The following is a 19,785-nucleotide window of genomic DNA, read 5'->3' as shown; positions in this document are numbered from 1 at the left end:
AAGATTGTCGGACCCCGTCGCTACGTTGTGAGGCATGGAGTCGGTCCAGACCTACAGCTACCGTCGGCCGTCCAGTCTCGCCCCCGGCGAGCTGGACCTGGAGACGTCCGGGGGCACCGCGCTGCGCGGTCCCTCCGGCGCGGGGGCACATCCGCGGTTCTTCAACGGGTTCCTGCAGCGCCCCGGGGTGGCCGCGGCCGGTTTGCTGGCTGTGGCAGAAGTGGCGCGCACCCGCTACTTCCAGCCCGCCGACACCGCGTTCCGCGATCCGGTGGTCACCAGCGACGGTGAGCGGCTGCGGTTCGAGTCGTTCTCGGTGTGCGGTGGCGTGCACCTGCGGCTCGACGTGCTGAGCGCGGGGTACGACGGCGACGTGGTCGATCACGGCACCACCAATGTCGACGTCAACGAGCCGCTGCGGCGCCTGCTGAGCGGGGTGCTCGACGGCAGCGCCCTGCACCTGGCGGTCGGTCCCGACGACGTCACGGTCACCACGAAGACCGACGCGGTGGTGGAGAAGAAGGTGCCGCTGCCCGAGCGGTGGGTGCGTGGGTTCGGCGAGATCTATGTGCTCACAGGCGATTTCGAGGCACGGGCCGAGATCCCGGCGGCCGAGGCGGCCCGGTTGCTGCGCTCACTGCCGAGTCAGCGGCGGGCGAGCGGGGCGTTCTGGTTCGCCCCGGCCGGCCGGTCGCTGCGGCTGGTCTCCCGGCCGACGCCGGGCGCGGTGTGTCTGCCCGCCCCGCAGCGGCTCTCGGCGATCCTGCCGTTGCTGCGGTTCGCCACCGGGCTGCGGGTCTACGGGCCGCCCGTCACCGGGGCCGGTCATCCGGTGGCCAGCGCCTGGGAGCTGACACTGCCCGGCATGCGGCTCACCGCCACGCTGTCGCCCGACGCCACCCGCGGTTTCTCCGGTGAGGGCGCGGTGCTCGACGCGCTCGCGTCCGACACCGGGGCCGAAGACGCCGACCTGGTCAGTGTGCTGCTGGCCTTCGAGCCGCGCATCGACATCGCCGAGCTGGCCGCCGGTTCCGGGCTCACACCGGCCCGGGTGCGAGACGCGCTGGTGCGGCTCGGGGCGTCCGGGCGGGTCGGGCGAGATCTGGCCGAGGCCGCCTCGTTCCACCGTGAGCTGCCGTTCGCGGGTGACGTGATCGAGCGCATGAATCCCCGTCACGGGGCCGCGAGAGCGCTGGTCGCGAGTGGGGCGGTGTCGGTCGGGCGCAACCAGCCGGGCGAGGTGTCGGCGCTGGTGAGCAGCGGCGACCACCGGCACCGGGTGCGCCTGGTGGGAGATCGCCGCTCGTGCACCTGCCCGTGGTTCGCGAAGCATCAGGGCAGTCGGGGGCCGTGCAAACACGTTCTCGCGGTGGAGCAGTCGGTTCGTGGGGAGATCTGAGGTCATGGCAGAGGCAGTGGTGGACGTGGTGGACTGGGACGGCCTGCTCAAGGTCATGCGTAAGGACGGGGCCGAGGTCACCGAGAAGCTGGTGCTCGGGCTGACCGAGGCACAGCGCCGCGAGCTGGCGCCGAAGGTCGCGACGTTCGCCCGGCTGGCCACGCGGTGGTGGGACGACGACAACGAGCAGGCGCACGTGTTCCGCAACCCCCGGCGGGGGCCGGACGGCCTGATGGCCTGCCTGGCGATCGCGGCCGTGGGCACCCTGCCCGCCTCCAAACTGGTGGTGGCGCTGCGCCGGATCGAGGTGGACGACGCCCGGGGGGTCGACACCCTGACCGCCCGTCTGCTGCGGGTTCTCGAGGTCCGGGGGCTCACCGGGCAGCCGAAGCTCGCCGCCGACCTGGCCGGGCGGGTGCGGGCCGACGACCTCTGGAGCGAGGCCTGGTTCCCCCGCCTGGCGCTCGAACTGGTCCGGCTCGCCCCCGGTGAACCGCCCACGCCGCCGGCGTTCTCGCTGTACTGGGTGCGTGACGTGCAGCGGGTGGTCGCCGACGTGCGGGCCCGGCCGTCCTGGTCGGTGCTGGTGATGCGGGCCCTGGCACTGCGTGACGGCGGTCAGCTGTTCGACGAGGAGGGGCGGGGCGAGGCCCTGGTGCGGCTCGCCGCCGAGGGGGCGCTGTCCCGGTCCGAGCTGGTCGACGCCTGTGTCGGGGCGCTGCAGACCACCGACCGCAAGGTCGACCTGCACGGTCTGCTGGTGCTGCACGGCCAGATCGACCCGACGGCGGCCGAGGTCGGCAGCCGGCTCGGGCAGTACGTCAGCCTGGTCGCGGCCGCCCCCGCGAACGTGGCCACGATGGCCCAGCAGCGGCTGCGCCGGCTCGACGAGGCCGGTGAGCTGCCCGCGTCGATTCTCACCGAGGTCACCTCGGCGATCATGGTGCGGCCCGACAAGGGGCTGTTCAAGGGGCAGCTCACCTGGCTGCGCACCGCTCTGCGCGGTGCTCCGCGGGAGCCGCTGGTTCTGGCGACGGCCTCCGGGCTGGGCCATCCCGATCCGGCGCTGCAGAAGCGGGTGCTCGACCTGATCGCGCCGCACCTGGGGGAGCTGTTCGAATTGGCCCGCGCCGAACTGGTTCTCGCGGCACAGGCCCTGGCGCCCGACCTGCGGATGCGGGCGGCCGGGCTGCTCGGTGCGGTTGCCGAAGAGCCGATCGCCGGCCCGGAACTGCCCGTCCCGCAGCCCGCCCCGGCGTTCGAGGCGATCACCGACCCGGAGGAGCTGGCCGAGGAGCTGGCGGTGTACCTCCGCGGAGACGACTGGTGGCGGCAGAAAGACGTGGTGCGCATCGAGCGCTTTCTCGACGCGCTGGTGCGGTTCTCCTGGCACGACCCGGAGGGGCTGCGCGCGGCGCTGGCCCCGGTGGCCGAGCAGCGGACGTGGCTCAGTGCGGAGGTACCGCCCCAGAAGTACTCGAAGAAGCTCGGTAACGCCCACGCCGTGCGGGACCTCGGCGACGCGCTGCAGGGCTGCGTGAGCTCGGCGCTGGCCTGCGCCGACCGTCCGGCCGGGGAACGGCACCGCCAGGCGGTCGCTCTCGCCGACCTGGCGCTGCCGAGGGTGTCCTGGTCGGCGCCCGATCCGAGTGTGCCGCTGTTCCACCGGTTGTGCGAGATTCTGGCCGGCATCTGGTGGGCGCCGGTGCCGGTGCTGCTGGCCACGCCGAGCACCGTCGACGGCGCGGTCGAGGCCGCCGAGCTGGTCCGCCGGCTGCAGCTGATCGAGGCGGCCGGGTGCCTTCCCTGGCCGCACGACCTGAGCCAGGCCTGGCTGCGGGTGCGGCCGGCCGATCGGGCCGGGGTGCTCGAGGTGGTGCGCCGGGTCGCCGGGGCCGAGCGGGCCGAGCAGCTCGACGTGCTCGGCGCGGCCGAGGCCCGGGTGGACCTCGACTCCTGGACCCGCAAGAGCGACACCTGGTTCTACGGGCCTCAAGACACGTCGTACATCACCTCGCCGGTCGCGACCCTGACCCCGAACGAGTCGGCGGCGCGGCTGCCCGACCCGTGGAAACGACTCTGGGATCTACCGGTTCCCCAGACCCACGCCCACACCTACCGCGACAAGACCTGGCTGAACTTCTGGACGGCCATGCTCCCCTTCGACCGCGACGTGGTGGCCGCCCACCTGGTGCACGAGGTGCGCGAGCTGGATCGGGACGCCGGGGTCGTGCTGCAGTTCCACGGCGAGGTGGCCGGGCCGACCGGTCGGGCCACGCAGTTGCTGTACTGCTTCGGGCTCGACCTGGCCGACGCGACCGAGCGGGCAGGCACCACCGAGGCCCTGATCGCGGTGCTGGCCCGGGGCGAGCTCGACCCGTCCGGGTTCGGGGCGCTGCTCGGTGAGCTGGTCGCCGATCGGCAGGTGAAGCTGAACCGGGTGGTCGAGGGGCTGCGGGGTGTCGGGCAGGCCGGGGGCTGGGCGCAGCTCTGGCCGGTCCTGGCCGCGGCGCTGCCGGCCTGTCTGCCCCGGGGTGACGACGACCCGGTCAACCGGCTCGGCGACCTGCTGGCCCTGGCGGTCGAGGCCGCCCAGTCGGGCGGGGTGGCCCAGCTGGGTGAGGTGGCCCAGTCGGGCGGGGTGGCTCAGCCGGGTGAGGTGGCCCAGTTGGGTGAGGTGGCCCAGCTGGGTGAGGTGGCCCAGCTGGGTGAGGCGGCAACAGCACCCACGACCGGCGCCGAGCCGACCGGCGCCGAGCCGACCGGTGCCGACCTGCACCAGAGACTCACCGAGGTCGCCGCCCGCCGGAGTGGGAGCCGGGTCCGCAGCGAGGCCCGTCGCCTCCTCGCGGTGCTGCCCGGGCCCCGTCCGTCATAACGGCTCGCCAGACGTGGAAAGATTCAGAACATGACCAGGATCCTCACCGCGGTCGCTTGGCCTTACGCCAACGGCCCTCGTCACATCGGCCATGTCGCCGGCTTCGGCGTGCCCTCCGACGTCTACAGCCGCTACATGCGAATGGCCGGTCATGACGTGCTCATGGTGAGCGGCACCGACGAGCACGGCACGCCGATCCTGGTGCAGGCCGAGCAGGAAGGCGTGACGCCGCGCGAGCTGGCCGACCGCTACAACCGCATGATCGTCGAAGACCTGCACGCCCTCGGCCTGTCCTACGACCTGTTCACCCGCACCACCACGGTCAACCACTACACCGTGGCGCAGGAGCTGTTCCGCACCGACCACGCCAACGGCTACATGATCGAGCAGACCACGACCGGGGCGGTCTCGCCGTCCACCGGCCGTACCCTGCCCGACCGCTACATCGAGGGCACCTGCCCGATCTGTGGCTACGGCAACGCCCGCGGCGACCAGTGCGACAACTGCGGCAACCAGCTCGACCCGGCCGACCTGATCAACCCGAAGAGCAAGGTCAACGGCGAGACCCCGGAGTTCGTCGAGACCACGCACTTCTTCCTCGACCTGCCCGCGCTGTCCGAGGCGCTGGGCGAGTGGCTGAAGACGCGCACGGGCTGGCGTCCGAACGTTCTCAAGTTCTCGCTCAACCTGCTGGAAGACCTCAAGCCCCGCGCGATGACGCGGGACATCGACTGGGGCATCCCGGTTCCGCTCGAGGGCTGGGAAGACAACAAGAGCAAGCGGCTCTACGTCTGGTTCGACGCGGTGGTCGGCTACCTGTCGGCCTCGATCGAGTGGGCCCGGCGCACCGACGACCCGGAGCAGTGGCGCAAGTGGTGGAACGACACCGAGGCGGTGTCGAACTACTTCATGGGCAAGGACAACATCACCTTCCACTCGCAGATCTGGCCGGCCGAGCTCCTGGCCTACGCGGGCAAGGGCGCGAAGGGGGGCGAGGTCGGTAAGTACGGCGAGCTGAACCTGCCCACCGAGGTCGTCAGCAGCGAGTTCCTCACGATGGAGGGCAAGCAGTTCTCCTCCAGCCGCGGCGTGGTCATCTACGTGCGCGACATCCTGAGCCGCTACCAGCCCGACGCACTGCGCTACTTCATCTGCGCCGCCGGCCCGGAGAACCAGGACACCGACTTCACCTGGGCCGAGTTCGTGCGCCGCACCAACGACGAACTGGTCGCCGGCTGGGGCAACCTGGTCAACCGCACGGCCTCGCTGATCAACAAGAACCTCGGTGAGATCCCGGCGGCCGGTGAGCTGCAGCCGGTCGACACCCAGCTTCTCGAGACCACGAAGGCGGGTTTCACGAGCGTCGGTGACCTGCTCGCCGCGCACAAGCAGAAGGCCGCGCTGGCCGAGGCCATGCGCATCGTCGGTGAGACGAACAAGTACCTCTCCGACACCGAGCCCTGGAAGCTGAAGAAGACCGACTTCGAGCGCATGAAGACGGTTCTGCACGTGGCTGCCCAGGCCATCAGCGACTGCCGGGTGCTGCTCAGCCCGTTCCTGCCGCACAGCTCGCAGAAGGTGTACGAAACCTTCGGCGGCGTCGGCACCGTGGCCCCGCTGCCCGAGATCCGCGAGGTCGAGGACCTCGACGGCGGCCCGGGCTACCCGGTCCTGATGGGCAACTACACGCTCGGCGAGACCGTGGCGGCCTGGGAGTCGGTGGCGATCGTGCCCGGCACCCCGATCGCGGCGCCCACGCCGATCTTCACCAAGCTCGACGACTCGGTGGTCGAGGAAGAGCTCGCCCGCCTCGCCGACAAAGACAAATAAGAAGGAGCGCATGAGGGACGCCCGTGGTGACCACGGGCGTCCCTCATCAGGTTTGCGATGAAGAAGAACGACGAACCGGTCCCGCTGCCGGAGGCCCTGCCTTCGCCGGTCGTGGACAACCACACCCACCTCGACCACGTGCGGGGAACCGAGGTCGGCAGCACGCAGGCCGAACAGCACGTCAAAGACCTGATTGGGAAAGCGGTCTCGGTCAACGTCACCCGCATGGTCCAGATCGGTTGCGACCTCCCGGCCGCCCGCTGGACCGTCGAGGCCGTCGACCGCTTTCCCGAACTGCTCGGCGGTGTCGCCCTGCACCCCACCGAGGCCACGAAACACGCTGCCTCGAAAGAACTCAATGCGGCCTTCGCCGAGATCGAGCAGCTCGCGCGGCATCCCCGGGTGCGGGTCATCGGCGAGACCGGCCTCGACCACTACTGGGTCACCGACGACGACGGAAAAGCCGCACAGGAAGACTCCTTCCGGCGTCACATCGACCTGGCCAAGCGGCTGGGCAAGGCGCTGCAGATCCACGACCGCGACGCTCACGACGACGTGATCCGGGTTCTCGACGAGGAGGGAACGCCGGAGAAGACGGTGTTCCACTGCTTCTCGGGCGACGCCGCGATGGCCCGGCTGGCGGCCGACCGCGGCTGGTACCTGTCGTTCGCCGGCACGGTGACCTTCAAGAACGCCGCCGACCTGCGCGAGGCCCTGAAGGCCGTGCCGCTCGAGCGGGTCATGGTCGAGACCGACGCTCCCTACCTGACTCCCGTGCCTCACCGGGGCCGGGTCAACGCGAGCTACCTGGTGCCGCTCACGGTGCGGGCGATGGCCGCGGAGCTGGGGCGCGATCTGGACGAGGTCTGCACCATCCTCAACAGCACCACCGAGAGCGTCTACGGTCCCTGGTAAATGGCTCCCGAACGGCCGAAAGCCCAACGATGATCACGAAAGGGACGGAGCGGCCGTCAAGGCCCTCCGTGACCCTCGGTGCAGCCCCGTTCTCGTGGTCCGCTACCCCACCCGTGACGTCTTACGGCCCAGTTTCTGACTCTTCGCCGTGTCACTATTTTGGGGGGTCCCGAAAGGCTTGAACGGCACTATTTTTCGCACCGTGACGCAGGTCATGGCGGCCGTCCCGACCTGCATCGATCAGGTCTGACCGGAACTGTCCGAAGATCGCGAACGGGTGCTCCGGCTTGGGATCCGGTCTCGTTTCGATTACGGTGTGCGGTCGACAGCCGGGATCGGACCCTCCCGGCGGAGGTCCGGAAGCCGCCGAGCAGGTGGTTCGAGGACGAAACGATCACCCTCCGGATCGTCTCCGCCAGCCGTGCCCGGAGAGTACGAGGCTTGGAGCATCGTGCGCTCGCTCGTCCACAGCAGACCGGCGCGCTACATCGCGCAGGCAGTAGTCGTCGCCGCAGCCGTCGGCGGTAGCGTCTGGTACAGCCAGGCGAACAAGACCATCACCCTCTCGGTGGACGGTCGTACGACCGAAGTCCACTCCTTCGCCTCCAGCGTCTCGGACCTCCTCGACGACCAGAACATCTCGGTCGGCGATCGTGACCTGGTCGCTCCCGCCTCCGACGCGTCGGTCGGCGAGGGTGACACCGTGGTCGTCCGCTACGCGCGGCCCCTCAACCTCACGGTGGACGGCACGGAGCGCACGTACTGGACCACCGAGCTCTCGGTCGACAAGGCGCTCCTGGCCCTCGGTGTGCGCACCGACGGGGCGGAGCTGTCCGCATCGCGTTCCGCCCGTATCGACCGGGCCGGGATGACGATGTCGCTGAGCACGCCGAAGGCGGTGACCCTGATCGCCGACGGCGACCAGGACAAGATCACCACCACCGCGGCCACGGTGTCCGAGCTGCTCACCGACGAGAAGGTCAAGGTCGGTTCGCTCGACAAGCTGTCCCAGGTGCCCAGCACCACGCTGCGCGACGGCCTCACGGTCAAGGTGCAGCGGGTCACGCAGAAGAACGTGACCAAGACCAGCGCCGTCGACCACTCGACCAGGAAGGTCGAGACCAGCAAGCTCTACGAGGGCGAGACCAAGGTCGCCACCGAGGGCAAGGACGGCGTGAAGAAGGCCGTCTGGAGGATCACCCGCACCGACGGGAAGATCACCAAGCGCACCCTGGTCCGCACCACGGTCTCCACGAAGCCGGTGACCGAGGTCGTGCAGGTCGGCACCAAGGAGAAGCCCGCGGCTTCCTCCGGCTCGAGCGGCGGCTCCTCCGGTTCGGGCGGGGGTGGCAGCGTCGGCGGTGGCGTCGACTCGCTCAACTGGTCCGCCCTGGCCCAGTGCGAGTCGGGCGGCAACCCGAAGGCGGTCAACCCGGCCGGCTACTACGGGCTCTACCAGTTCAGCACCAGCACGTGGGCGGCGGTGGGCGGCTCGGGCAACCCGGCCGACGCCAGCGCCTCCGAGCAGACCTACCGCGCCAAGCTCCTCTACAAGAAGGCCGGCGCCGGTCAGTGGCCGGTCTGCGGCAAGAAGCTGTAACCGCTCGTCCTGGGAAGGGGCTCGTCCGCAACCGCGGTCGGGCCCCTTCTTCGGTCGGGCGACGATGATGGACGCGTCGGTCGGGTGAGAGCCTTCGGTCACCTCACCTGTATCGTCGGCGGTTGTGTCCACGTCGTCCATCTCCCTCCTCGGCCCGGCCGACGTCCGTCAGCTGGCCGAACGGCTCGACGTCCGCCCGACCAAGACCCTCGGCCAGAACTTCGTGGTCGACGCGAACACCGTGCGCCGCATCGCGCGGCTGGCCGGCATCGGTGAGGGCGACCTGGTCACCGAGATCGGGCCCGGCCTGGGCTCGCTGACCCTGGCGCTGCTGGAGACCGGCGCGACCGTGGTCGCGGTCGAGATCGATCCCAAACTGGCGGCCGAACTGCCGGCCACCGTCGCGGCCAAGGCGCCCGACGCGTCCTCACGCTTCAGTGTCGTTCTCTCCGACGCCCTGCTGGTGCACGCACCGCAGCTCGAGGTCGACGGCCGCACCCCGACCGCGGTGGTGGCCAACCTGCCCTACAACGTGGCCGTGCCGGTGCTGCTGACCCTGCTCGAGCGGGTCGACACCCTGCGCTCCGGCCTGGTGATGGTGCAGGCCGAGGTGGCCGACCGGCTCGCGGCCCGCCCCGGCGACAAGGTCTACGGCGTGCCGTCGGTGAAGGCCGCCTGGTACGCGGACGTGCGCCGGGCCGGTGCGGTCGGGCGGCAGGTGTTCTGGCCGGTGCCGAACGTGGAGAGCGGGCTGGTGCAGTTCACCGGCCGCCCGCAGCCGGAGACGACGGCCACCCGTGAAGAGGTGTTCGCCTGCGTCGACGCCGCCTTCGCCCAGCGCCGCAAGACGCTGCGGGCCGCGCTGGCGGGCTGGGCGGGCTCGCCCGACGCCGCCGAGGCCGCGCTGCGCCAGGCCGGGATCGACCCGAAGACCCGCGGGGAACGGCTCACCGTGCAGCAGTTCGCAGACGTGGCGGCAGCTCACAAAGGCTGAGAAGCTCGGATATGCGATGAGTCCGACATCTCCTTCGGCCGTTTCGCCGGGCCGGGCACGGCCTTACAGCGGATTTTCACGTCGCGGTGTCGATATGTCCGTGTCGTCGGGAGGCGTCGCCCGATCAGGGGTCGTAGGTTCACCCGCATGACAGAGAACGGAAGCGTGGGCACGCCGACCATCAGCGTCGCCACGATGAGCGCCATCAGCATCGACCTGGAGCAGCGCATCGCCACGCTCCCGCGTCAGGTGCGCCCGGGCGCTGCACCGCTGGAGCCCGCTCAGTCCTGAGCCAGCCGGGACTCAGCCCTGAGCTCGCCGGGACTCGGCCCTGAGCTCGCCGGGACTCGGCCCTGAGCTCGCCGGGACCCGGCCAGGAAAATGCATTGAGATCCGCGCCGAAATAACGGCAATGTAGGTAGGCCGCCCCCGCCTGCCGAAGGATCTGCTTGTCATGCGCCTGCTCCGAGACCTGTGGCAGACCTCCCCACGACAGTGCGCCCTAGTGGTCGCTCTCGTGGTGTTCGGGGGTGCGGGCCAGGCCGCCGCGGCGGCCGTGGCCGGGCCGGTGCTGGTCGACCGTTCCGGTGTGATGTTCACCGTGCTCGCGATCGGCCTGGTTCTCTACGTGCTGGGCGATCTCGCGGTCAACATGGTGGCCGCGCGGCTCACCGCCGACTGGTCGGCCGACCTGCGCGGGCGCCTGTGCACGGTGGCCTTCTCGCAGCCGCTGCAGGCGCTCGAGGGCACCCCGGTCGGCGAAATGCTCGACCGCATCGACCAGGACATCTACCAGGTCGCCAGCGAGCTGCGGAACAGCGGCCTGCGGATCTTCCAATATGTCGCGGTGGCAGCGCTTTCCATCCTCACCGCGCTGTTCGTGTGGTGGCCGGCCGGTATCGGCATGATCGTCGTGGTGGCGGTCGCGGCGAAGGGCCTGGCGCCCCAGGTGCGGCGCATCAACCCTGCCCGCATGCGCGAGGAAGAGGCCTGGTCCGACCTCGCCGCGGTGATGGAGGAGTCGATCCACGGGCAGGACGACGTGCGCACCACCCTGGCCCGTCCTTACGTCCTGAGGCTTTTCACCGACCGCTCGAGCCGTGTGCTGCGCCGGGGGCGTGAAGTCTGGCGGCTGAGCGCGCAACTGGCGGTCGCCGCCTCGTTCATCGTGCGCGGGGCGATCGCCGTGGTGGTCCTCGGCGGGATCTGGGCGCTGCAGGCGGGTCATCTCGACGCCGCCCGGCTGACCTCGATCTGGCTGCTGGCCCTGGCTTTCGGGGCCACCGTCGACCACATCTGCCGCATGGTCCCGCACCTGCAGCAGGGGCTCGGGGCGTGGAGCCGGGTGGTGCAGCTGGCCGCCTCGGAGGTCGAGCCGACGGGTGGCGAGAAGCCGGAAGACGGCGAACTCACCATCCGCGACCTGACTTTCACCTATCCGGGGGAGTCCGAGCGGGGCGCCGTGCTGCACGGGGTGTCGCTCACGTTCACGCCCGGCCGCTCGTATGCGCTGATCGGCCGCACCGGGTCGGGCAAGTCCACGCTGGCCAAGGTGCTCACCCGGTCGGTCGAGGTGCCCGACGGCACGGTGCGCCTGGCCGGCACCGATCTCAACACCATCGACCTGGAGCAGCTGCGGCGCTGGGTGGCCGTGGTGCCGCAGCGCACCGAGATCCTGGCCGGGTCGCTGGCCGAGAACATTGCCCTGTTCGACCCGGAGCTCGTCGGCTCGGCCGGCCGGGTGATGGACGAGCTCGGGCTCGGCCCCTGGGTGGCCGGTCTGCCCGACGGGCTGGACACCCGGCTCGGCGACGGCGGTTACGTGCTCTCGGCCGGTCAGGAGCAGCTGGTCGCGTTCGGCCGGATCCTGGTGCGCGAACCGCACCTGGTGATTCTCGACGAGGCCACCGCCCGCATGGACCCGGTCACCGAGGCGCAGGTGCAGCGGGCCAGCGCCCGGCTGCTCGCGGGCCGTATCGGCATCGTGATCGCGCACCGGCTGTCGTCGGTGGCCGACTGCGACGAGGTGGTGGTGCTCGAGAGCGGCCACGTGGTCGAGTCCGGCCCGCTGGCGCAGTCCGAGCGGTTCGCGCGGCTCGCCGAGTCCAGCCGGCTGCGCTCGCCCGTGATGGCGGGCGGGGGCGGTCACCTTCCGGCCCAGCGGTCGGCCTCCGGCGAACTGCTGGAGGACGCGTCGGTCGCGTCGGCGCCGACGGCCCCCGAGTCGGTGATCACCGAAGCCCCGGGCCGCACCGACCCGCCACCGGTCGACGGCGAGGTCCGCGGCTCGACGGTCAGGGAGATCTTCCGGCTCCTGCGCAACGACGCCCGCTACGGCATGTCCGCGATCGGCGTGTTCCTGGTGCTGCTCCTGCTCGGCCTCGACGGCTCGGTCCTGCCCTGGCTCTGGGCCGACCTGGTCGACGGCTCCGGCGGTGTGCTCTGGCCGGCCGTCGGCATCGTGTCGGCCCTGCTGATCACGGCGCCCCTGCCGTGGTTCACCGACCGCTGGTTCCCGGAGTGGTGGGTGCGCCAGATGCTGCGCATCAACCTGCGCCTGACCCACGGCCAGACCGGTGACCGGCGCGTCAGTAACCACACCCCGGCGGCGGTGATCGCGCAGTCCGGCGACACCGAGCGGGTCGTGCAGCTGGCCGACAACATGGTCGACAACATGATCGGCGTGCTGGTGATGGTCTCGATGACCGTGGTGTCCGGCTCGATCGTGCCGGCGCTCTTCTTCGGGGCCACCATGCTCCTGTCCGGCCTGGTCGCCACCGGGTTCGGGCCGAGGCTCGAGAAGGCGGCGGCCCGCACGGTCACGGCCCGGGCGTCGTTCGCGACCGCCCTGGTGTCGTCGCTGTCGGCGGCCCGCACGGTGAAGCTGAGCGGGGCCACCCGGCCGGTGCTCGGCCACCTGGCCGGTCTCGACCGGGTGCGCAGCGACCGGCAGCGCGAGGAGATCATGATCCAGGTCTGGTCGCGCTCCACCCCGGCGCTGACCACCGGCCTGCTGCCGATCGGGGCCTGGGCGCTGTACCTGAACGGGGGCCTGACCTCGGCCGCCGTGCTGATCGTGGTGTCCACGCTGGGCTCGGCCCGGTGGTTCGCCTGGACCACGGCGTCGTTCGTGTCCCAGCTGCCGTCGGCCCGGGTCTGGACCCGTCGCACCCACGCGATGATCGGTGAGGCGAACTACTCGGCCGCGCTGGCCGAGGTCGACCTGGCGGAGGGCACCGCACCGGCACCGGTGCTGCCCGGCCGGGAGCCGCTGCGCGAGCTGACGCTGTCCGGCTTCACCGCCGTGCACGAAGACGGTGTGGTCGGTGCCCGCGACGTCGACCTGACCGTGCACCGCGGTGAGCTGGTGCTGGTGGTCGGCCCGGTCGGCGCGGGCAAGTCGTCGCTGCTGCGGGCGCTGGCCGGGATCGTGCACCACACCGGGTCGCTGGCCTGGAACGGGTCGGAGGTGACGGAGCCGGAACGGTTCCTGCGCCCCAACCAGGTGGGCTACGTGGGCCAGGTGCCGCGGGTGCTGTCGGGCACGGTCGCCGACAACATCTCGCTCGGGCACGACGTGGACATGCACACGGCCGTGGCCACGGCCCAGCTCGAGCGCGACCTGAGCGAGGCCGGGGCCGGGCTCGGGCTGATGATCGGGCACAAGGGCACCCGGCTCTCGGGCGGCCAACTGCAGCGGCTGGCCCTGGCCCGGGCGCTCGCCCCGCGCACCGAGCTGCTGGTGGCCGACGACGTGTCGTCCGCACTCGACGTCGGCACCGAGCTCGACCTCTGGCAGGCCCTGCGCGAGCACGGCGTGACGGTGGTGGGCTCGACCTCGAAGCGGGCGGCGCTGGAACGGGCCGACCGCGTGGTGGTGATGATCAGCGGTCACGCGGTGGCGCAGGGCCGGTGGTCGGAGCTCGACAGCCGCTGGAGTCACCTGGCCGGCTGATCCGCCCCATGGTCGGTCCGGGCCGCGACATTGAATAGAGTGGCCGTATGGCGGCGACGGAAGCAGTGATCGTGCGGGCGCCCGCCAAGATCAATCTTGAGCTGCGGGTGGGCCCGGTCCGGGACGACGGCTATCACGAGCTCGCCACGGTGTTCCACGCCGTGGGGCTGTTCGACGACCTCACGGCCCGGGCCACCGAGCCCGGGGCGGGAGTGTCGATCACGGTCGACGGAATCCAGGCCGACGCCGTGCCCACCGACGACTCCAACCTGGCGGTGAAGGCGGCCCAGCTGCTCGCCGCGCACATCGGGCTGGAGAGCGCCGACGTGGCGTTCGAGCTGCGCAAGGGCATCCCGGTGGCGGGAGGCATGGCCGGGGGCTCGGCCGACGCGGCGGCCGCCCTGGTCGCCTGCGACGCGCTCTGGCACGCCGGTCTCGACCGTGAGCAGCTGCTCCAGCTCGCGGCCCAGCTCGGTTCCGACGTGCCGTTCAGCCTGCTCGGTGGCACCGCGATCGGCAGCGGCCGGGGCGAGCTGCTCACCCCGGTGCTGGCCCGCGGCGAATACACCTGGGTGGTCGCGCTCGCCGACGGCGGGCTGTCCACGCCGGCCGTCTACGGCCAGATCGACGCGATGCGCGAGGCCGGCGAGGCGCCGCAGCCCACGCCGGTGCCGGAGCTCGACGACGCGCTGATGGCCGCCCTGCGGGCCGGTGACGCCGAGGCCCTCGGCTCCCGCCTGCACAACGAACTGCAGCCGGCCGCCCTGGCGCTGGCTCCCCATCTCGAACGCGCTCTGGAGATCGGCCGCAAGGTCGGCGCGCTCGGTGGCATCGTCTCGGGTTCCGGCCCGACCACGGTGTTCCTGGCGCGCGACTCCAGTCACGCTCTCGATCTCGCGGTCGCGCTGACCGCATCCGGGGCGGCCGTCGACGTCCGCCGTGCTCACGGCCCCGTTCCCGGGGCCCGTCTCGTCGAATCGGTGCGTGGGTAAAACCTTGGCTCACCTTCTCAATGCAGAGTCCGTCACCGTGGTGCACGGGTCCAGAACGCTTCTGGACGCGGTGTCCCTCGGTCTCGACGACGGCGACCGGATCGGTGTGGTCGGCCGTAACGGCGAGGGCAAGTCCACGCTGCTCCGGGTGCTCGCCCGGCTCCAGGAGCCGGACGGCGGCCGGGTCACCCAGGGCGGCCAGGTTCGCCTGGGCGCGCTCTGGCAGGAAGACCGGCTCGACCCGGAAATGACTGTGCGGCAGGCAGTCATGGGCGACCTGGAGGCTCACGAGTGGGCCGGCGACGCCCGCGTGCGCGACGTTCTGGGCGGCATCCTCGGCGGGCTCGAGGCCGACGCGGTCGGCGGTCTGGACGCGAAGTTCGGGCAGCTGTCCGGGGGCCAGCGCCGCCGGGTCGGCCTGGCCGCGCTGCTGATCGGCGACCACGACCTGGTCATGCTCGACGAGCCCACCAACCATCTCGACGTGGAGGGTGTGGCCTGGCTGGCCCGTCACCTCAACGAGCGCTGGCCCGCCGGTCGCGGCGGCCTGCTCGTCGTCACCCACGACCGCTGGTTCCTGGATGCCGTCTGCGGGCACATCTGGGAGGTGCACGACGGTGTGGTCGACAACTACGACGGCGGTTACGCCGCCTACGTGCTCACCCGCGCCGAGCGCGCCCGGGTGGCCGCGGTCACCGAGGAACGCCGCCAGAACACCCTGCGCAAGGAGCTGGCCTGGCTGCAGCGCGGTGCTCCGGCCCGCACCAGCAAGCCCCAGTTCCGCATCGACGCGGCCGAGAGCCTGATCGCGAACGAGCCGCCGCCGCGTGACCAGATGAACCTGGCCAAGATGGCGACGGCCCGGCTCGGCAAAGACGTGGTCGACCTCGAGGACGTGACGCTCACGGTCGGGTCCGGCGACACCGCGAAAACCCTTTTCGAGCACGTGACCTGGCGTCTGGGCCCGGGCGACCGGATCGGCATCGTCGGCGTCAACGGCTCGGGCAAGACCACCCTCATGCGGATGCTGCTGGGCGGCCCGAACGCCCCGGCGCCCACCGCGGGCCGGGTGAAGCGCGGCAAGACCGTCCAGGCGGTGACGCTCAGCCAGGACGTGCGCGAGCTCGACGCCGTCGCCGACCAGAAGGTGCAGGAGGCGGTCGAGAAGGTCCGCGGCACCGTGCGGATCGGCAACAAGGACGTCACGGCCGGCCAGCTGCTCGAACGGCTGGGTTTCACGAAAGACAAGATCTGGACCCGGGTCGGCGACCTGTCCGGTGGTGAGCGCCGCCGTCTCCAGCTGCTGCGCCTGCTGATGAGCGAGCCCAACGTGCTGCTGCTCGACGAGCCGACCAACGACCTCGACACCGACACCCTGGCCGCCATCGAAGACACGCTCGACGAGTGGCCCGGCACGATGATCGTGGTCTCGCACGACCGGTACCTGCTGGAACGGCTGTGCGACCGGCAGGTCGCCCTGCTCGGCGACGGCCGGATCCGCGATCTCCCGGGAGGGGTGGAGGAGTACCTCCGCCTCCGGGCGGCGCAGGAACAGACCGGCCCGACCACGTCGTCCCCCGTCGAGAACACGGACAGCCCGGTGGTGAGCGCCGCCGACACCCGCGCCGCTCGCAAGGAGATGGCCCGGCTGGAGCGGCAGATCGCGAAACTCGGCTCCCGCGAAGAGAAACTGCACGCGCAGATGGCCGAGAAGGCCACTGACCACGCGGCGGTCGCCAAGCTCGACGCCGAACTGCGTGAGGTGAGCGCGGAGAAGGAAGCGCTCGAAGAGGCCTGGCTCGAGGCGGCCGAAACCGCCGGCTAGCAATGAAAGACGACGTGCGCACCGATGGTGCGCACGTCGTCCCTCATGCCGGCCGGGTTCTACTTCACCGCGCCCAGCGACAGACCGCGAACCAGCTTGTCCTGGGCCGCGAATCCGGCGATGAGCACCGGCAGCGACACCAGAGTGGCTGCCGCGCAGAGCTTCGCGAGGAACAGGCCCTCGCTGGTGATGAAGCCGACCAGGAACACCGGGGAGGTCGACGACACGGTGGCGGTCAGGTTCACCGCGAACAGGAACTCGTTCCAGCTGAAGATGAAACAGATCAGGCTGGTCGCCGCGATGCCCGGGGTGATGATCGGGACGATGACGCTCCAGATCACCCGGAGCGTGCCGGCCCCGTCGACCTCGGCGGCCTCCATGATCTCCTTGGGCACCTCGGCCAGGAACGACTGCATCATCCAGACCGCGATCGGCAGGTTCATCGCGGTGTAGAGGATGACCAGCACCCAGATGTTGTCCAGCCCGCCGACCCGCTTGACCAGCAGGTAGATCGGCAGCAGGGCGGCGATCGCGGGCAGGAACTTGGTGGAGAGGAAGAAGAACATGACGTCCGTCCACTTCTCCACCGGGCGGATCGCCAGGGCGTACGCCGCCGGGATCGACAGGGCCAGCACGAGCAGCGTCGAGATGATGCTCGCGGTGGCCGAGTTGATCAGGAACGGCATGACCCCACGATCGAACAGGGCCGAGTAGTTCTCGAACGTCAGGCCGCTGAACAGGGTCGGCGGGTTGGTGGCGGCGTCGGCCTCGGTGTGCAGCGAGGTGAGCAGCATCCAGGCCACCGGGGCGAAGAAGATCAGGGTGATGATCCACGCCGTGGCGGTCCAGGCGATGCCCCCGGTCTCGGCGAGATCGCCCTCTCCCCGGGCGGTCTTCTTGCGCTGCTTCAGAAGTGTGGTCATCGGGCCTGCTCCTGACGGAAGAGCGAACTGACCACCCGCAGCGCGAACGTGGCCACGATGATCGTGCCGATCACGGTGATCACACCCGCGGCCGCAGCCTCGCCGTACTCGAACTTGCGGAACGTCGTCAGGTAGATCTCGTAGGGCAGGTTGGTGGTCGCGCTGCCCGGACCTCCCTGGGTGATCGAGAAGATCGCGTCGAACGCCTGAACGATGTAGATCGCGCCGAGCAGCGTCGACAGCTCGATGTACTGCCGCAGGTGCGGAAGTGTGATGTGGCGGAAGATCTTCGGGCCGTTCGCGCCGTCCACCCGGGCCGCCTCGAGGATGTCCGTCGGCTGGGCCTGCAGCCCGGCCAGCAGGATCAGCATCATGAACGGCGTCCACTGCCAGACCAGCGCGGCGACCACGGCGGGCATCGGGTAGCTGGAGACGAAGTCCACGGTGGGCCCGTGGTCGGCGCCGAACAGCTTCCAGATCCCGTTGATGACGCCGTTGAACAGGCCGTAGGTGGGGTTGTAGAGCGCGTGCTTCCACAGCAGGGCCGAGGCCACCGGCATGACCAGGAACGGTGCGATGAGCAGCGTGCGGGCCAGGCCGCGGCCGGGGAACTTACGGTCGAGCAGCACGGCCAGGGCCAGCCCGAGAAGCAGGCTGATCAGCACGACCGACACGGTCAGCGTGATCGTGTTGACGACCGCGCTGCGCAGTCGGGGGTCGGTGAAAACGGTTGCGTAGTTGTCGAAGCCGACGAAGTCGTTGTAGTTGCCCAGGCCCAGGAAGCTGTGGTCGCCGGGGCGCAGTGCGCTCCAGCTGACCGACGAGAGCGCCAGGGTGACGAGGAACGGGATCTGGGTGACGACGATGGTGAAGACGAGTGCGGGCAGCAGCGGTGCCCGCCGCTTCCACCGGGTCCTCGAGGAGGGCCCGGTGGGGCGGCGAACCGGTGGAGCTGCGTCCTCGTCCTGATGCGTCGTTGCAACGGTGGCCACGGCCACTCCTCAGGGTCGGAACGGGAAGAGCGTCACTTCTGTTGCGCAGCCACTTCCTCGGCCGCCTTCTGGCCCTCGTCCAGGGCCTCCTTCACCGTCGTCTTACCGGTGAACACCCCGCTGATCGACTGCGACACCTTGGTTCCCAGGTCGGCGAACTCGGGGATGGTGACGTACTGGATGCCCACGGTGGGACGCTCCTGGGTGCCCGGGTTCACCGGGTCGGCGTTCTCGATCGACTCCAGCGTCAGCTGCCCGAAGTCACCGGAAGCCTCTTTGTACTCCGGGATCTCGTAGGTGCTGGCCCGCTTGCCGTTGGGAACCCGTGCCCAGCCGAGCTTCTCGCCGACCGTCTCCTCGTACTTCTTGCTGGTCGCCCAGAGCGCGAACTTGGCCGCGGCGTCGGCGTTCTTGGTGGTCTTGGGCATGGCCCAGTTCCACGACCAGAGCCAGCCGCTGTACTCGGTCTCCTTGACCGGGGCGTAGGCGTAACCGATCTTGCCCACGACCTTGCTGCTGGCCTCGTCCTCGAGCGAACCGGCGGCCGAGGTGGCGTCGTACCACATCGCGACCTTGCCCTGGCTGAGGGCGTTCAGGCACTCGGTGAAACCGGCCTGGGCCGCACCGGGCTCACCGTGCTCCTTGACCAGCGTGGTGTAGAACTCGACCGCCTCGGTGAACTCGGGGGAGTTGACCTGGGCCTGCCAGTCCTTGGTGAACCAGGTGCCGCCGAACGTGTTGACCACCGTGGTCAGCGGCGCGAACATCTCGCCCCAGCCCGGAAGGCCGCGCAGGCAGATGCCTTTCATGCCGGGCTCGGCGCCGTCCGCCTTGGCGGCGAGGTCGGCGACCTCGTCCCAGGTGGGCTTCTCCGGCATGGTGAGCCCCTTCTCCTCGAAGATGTCCTTGCGGTACATCAGGAACGAGGACTCGCCGTAGAACGGCAGGGCGTAGAGCTTTCCGTCTTCGCCGGACAGGCTCTCGGCGACCGGCTTGAGCAGGTCGTCCGCGTCGTACTCGGAGTCGGCGTCGGTGTACGAGCTGAGTTCGTGCAGCCAGCCGTTCTTCTGCCAGAGCTGGGTCTCGTAGGCGCCCACCGTGGCCAGGTCGTACTGGCCGGCCTGGCTGGCGACGTCCTGGGTGACCTTGTCGCGCAGCTCGTTCTCGGGCAGCACGGTGAAGTTCACCTTGATGCCCGTGTCCTTGGTGAACGTGTCCGCGGTGAGTTCCTGGATGTCGGTCATCTGCGGGTTGGCGACCATCAGCACGTTGATGGAACCGCCGCTCTTGCCGTCGCCCGCGTCCCCTCCACCGCCTCCGGCACCGGCACACGCGGTGGTGATCAGAACCGACGCGGCGGCTGCTGCCGTCACACCGATCCTCCAGCTGCTATTCGTCCGGGTCACGAATCCTCCTCGACTGTGCGGGACCTTTGAAAAGCGCAGAATGTTACGTATTAACTACTCATGGTGATGACAAGGT

13 protein-coding genes and 1 pseudogene are annotated in these 19,785 nt (G+C 70.3%); 11 read left to right on the top strand and 3 right to left on the bottom strand.

Annotation, left to right across the window (positions count from 1 at the left end; genetic code table 11):
• Positions 1-34: 34 nt before the first annotated feature.
• From J2S57_RS06915 to J2S57_RS06870, 11 genes and pseudogenes are all read left to right on the top strand, one after another.
• Positions 35-1,399, top strand: a complete 1,365-nt coding sequence (locus tag J2S57_RS06915; protein ID WP_307239608.1) for an SWIM zinc finger family protein — start codon at positions 35-37, stop codon at positions 1,397-1,399.
• A gap of 4 nt (positions 1,400-1,403) precedes the next feature.
• Positions 1,404-4,277 (top strand): DUF6493 family protein, encoded by a 2,874-nt coding sequence (locus tag J2S57_RS06910; RefSeq protein ID WP_307239606.1) that lies wholly within the window; start codon positions 1,404-1,406, stop codon positions 4,275-4,277.
• 30 nt (positions 4,278-4,307) lie between these two features.
• A complete protein-coding gene (gene metG, locus J2S57_RS06905) occupies positions 4,308-6,107 on the top strand; it encodes a methionine--tRNA ligase (RefSeq protein WP_307239604.1) in 1,800 nt (599 codons plus the stop codon).
• A gap of 57 nt (positions 6,108-6,164) precedes the next feature.
• A complete protein-coding gene (locus J2S57_RS06900) occupies positions 6,165-7,022 on the top strand; it encodes a TatD family hydrolase (protein ID WP_307239601.1) in 858 nt (285 codons plus the stop codon).
• 277 nt (positions 7,023-7,299) lie between these two features.
• Positions 7,300-8,253: pseudogene (locus J2S57_RS06895) on the top strand (resuscitation-promoting factor); the annotation flags it as partial.
• A 159-nt stretch (positions 8,254-8,412) separates the two neighbouring features.
• Entirely contained in the window at positions 8,413-8,622 is a 210-nt protein-coding gene (locus J2S57_RS35305) for a transglycosylase family protein (RefSeq protein WP_370882584.1), read from the top strand.
• Positions 8,623-8,746: 124 nt separating this feature from the next.
• Entirely contained in the window at positions 8,747-9,616 is an 870-nt protein-coding gene (gene rsmA, locus J2S57_RS06890) for a 16S rRNA (adenine(1518)-N(6)/adenine(1519)-N(6))-dimethyltransferase RsmA (protein WP_307239597.1), read from the top strand.
• Between the two features lie 147 nt (positions 9,617-9,763).
• The gene (locus J2S57_RS06885; protein ID WP_307239595.1) at positions 9,764-9,907 is read left to right on the top strand and encodes a hypothetical protein; all 144 of its coding nucleotides are present in this window, start codon (positions 9,764-9,766) and stop codon (positions 9,905-9,907) included.
• 163 nt (positions 9,908-10,070) lie between these two features.
• Positions 10,071-13,571: an ATP-binding cassette domain-containing protein gene (locus J2S57_RS06880; RefSeq protein WP_307239593.1), complete on the top strand. Its 3,501-nt coding sequence runs from the start codon at positions 10,071-10,073 to the stop codon at positions 13,569-13,571.
• Positions 13,572-13,618: 47 nt separating this feature from the next.
• A complete protein-coding gene (locus tag J2S57_RS06875) occupies positions 13,619-14,563 on the top strand; it encodes a 4-(cytidine 5'-diphospho)-2-C-methyl-D-erythritol kinase (RefSeq protein WP_307239591.1) in 945 nt (314 codons plus the stop codon).
• A 4-nt stretch (positions 14,564-14,567) separates the two neighbouring features.
• Entirely contained in the window at positions 14,568-16,388 is a 1,821-nt protein-coding gene (locus J2S57_RS06870) for an ABC-F family ATP-binding cassette domain-containing protein (protein ID WP_370882583.1), read from the top strand.
• Between the two features lie 59 nt (positions 16,389-16,447).
• Here the strand turns inward: J2S57_RS06870 and J2S57_RS06865 are convergent, their stop codons facing one another.
• The 3 genes from J2S57_RS06865 to J2S57_RS06855 are packed head-to-tail and all read right to left on the bottom strand — an operon-like array spanning position 16,448 to position 19,676.
• Positions 16,448-17,311, bottom strand: coding sequence for a carbohydrate ABC transporter permease (locus J2S57_RS06865; protein WP_307239588.1), 864 nt, complete (start codon positions 17,309-17,311; stop codon positions 16,448-16,450).
• Entirely contained in the window at positions 17,308-18,309 is a 1,002-nt protein-coding gene (locus tag J2S57_RS06860; protein WP_370882441.1) for a carbohydrate ABC transporter permease, read from the bottom strand. Before J2S57_RS06860 ends, J2S57_RS06865 begins: the two co-directional genes overlap by 4 nt.
• Before the next feature lie 26 nt (positions 18,310-18,335).
• Positions 18,336-19,676 carry an ABC transporter substrate-binding protein gene (locus J2S57_RS06855; RefSeq protein ID WP_307239584.1) on the bottom strand — a complete coding sequence of 447 codons (1,341 nt, stop codon included), beginning with the start codon at positions 19,674-19,676 and terminating at the stop codon, positions 18,336-18,338.
• Between the last annotated feature and the right edge of the window lie 109 nt (positions 19,677-19,785).

It is taken from the genome of Kineosporia succinea (genome assembly GCF_030811555.1).
Lineage (GTDB): Bacteria > Actinomycetota > Actinomycetes > Actinomycetales > Kineosporiaceae > Kineosporia > Kineosporia succinea.
This window is presented reverse-complemented; position numbering and strand designations above follow the sequence as displayed.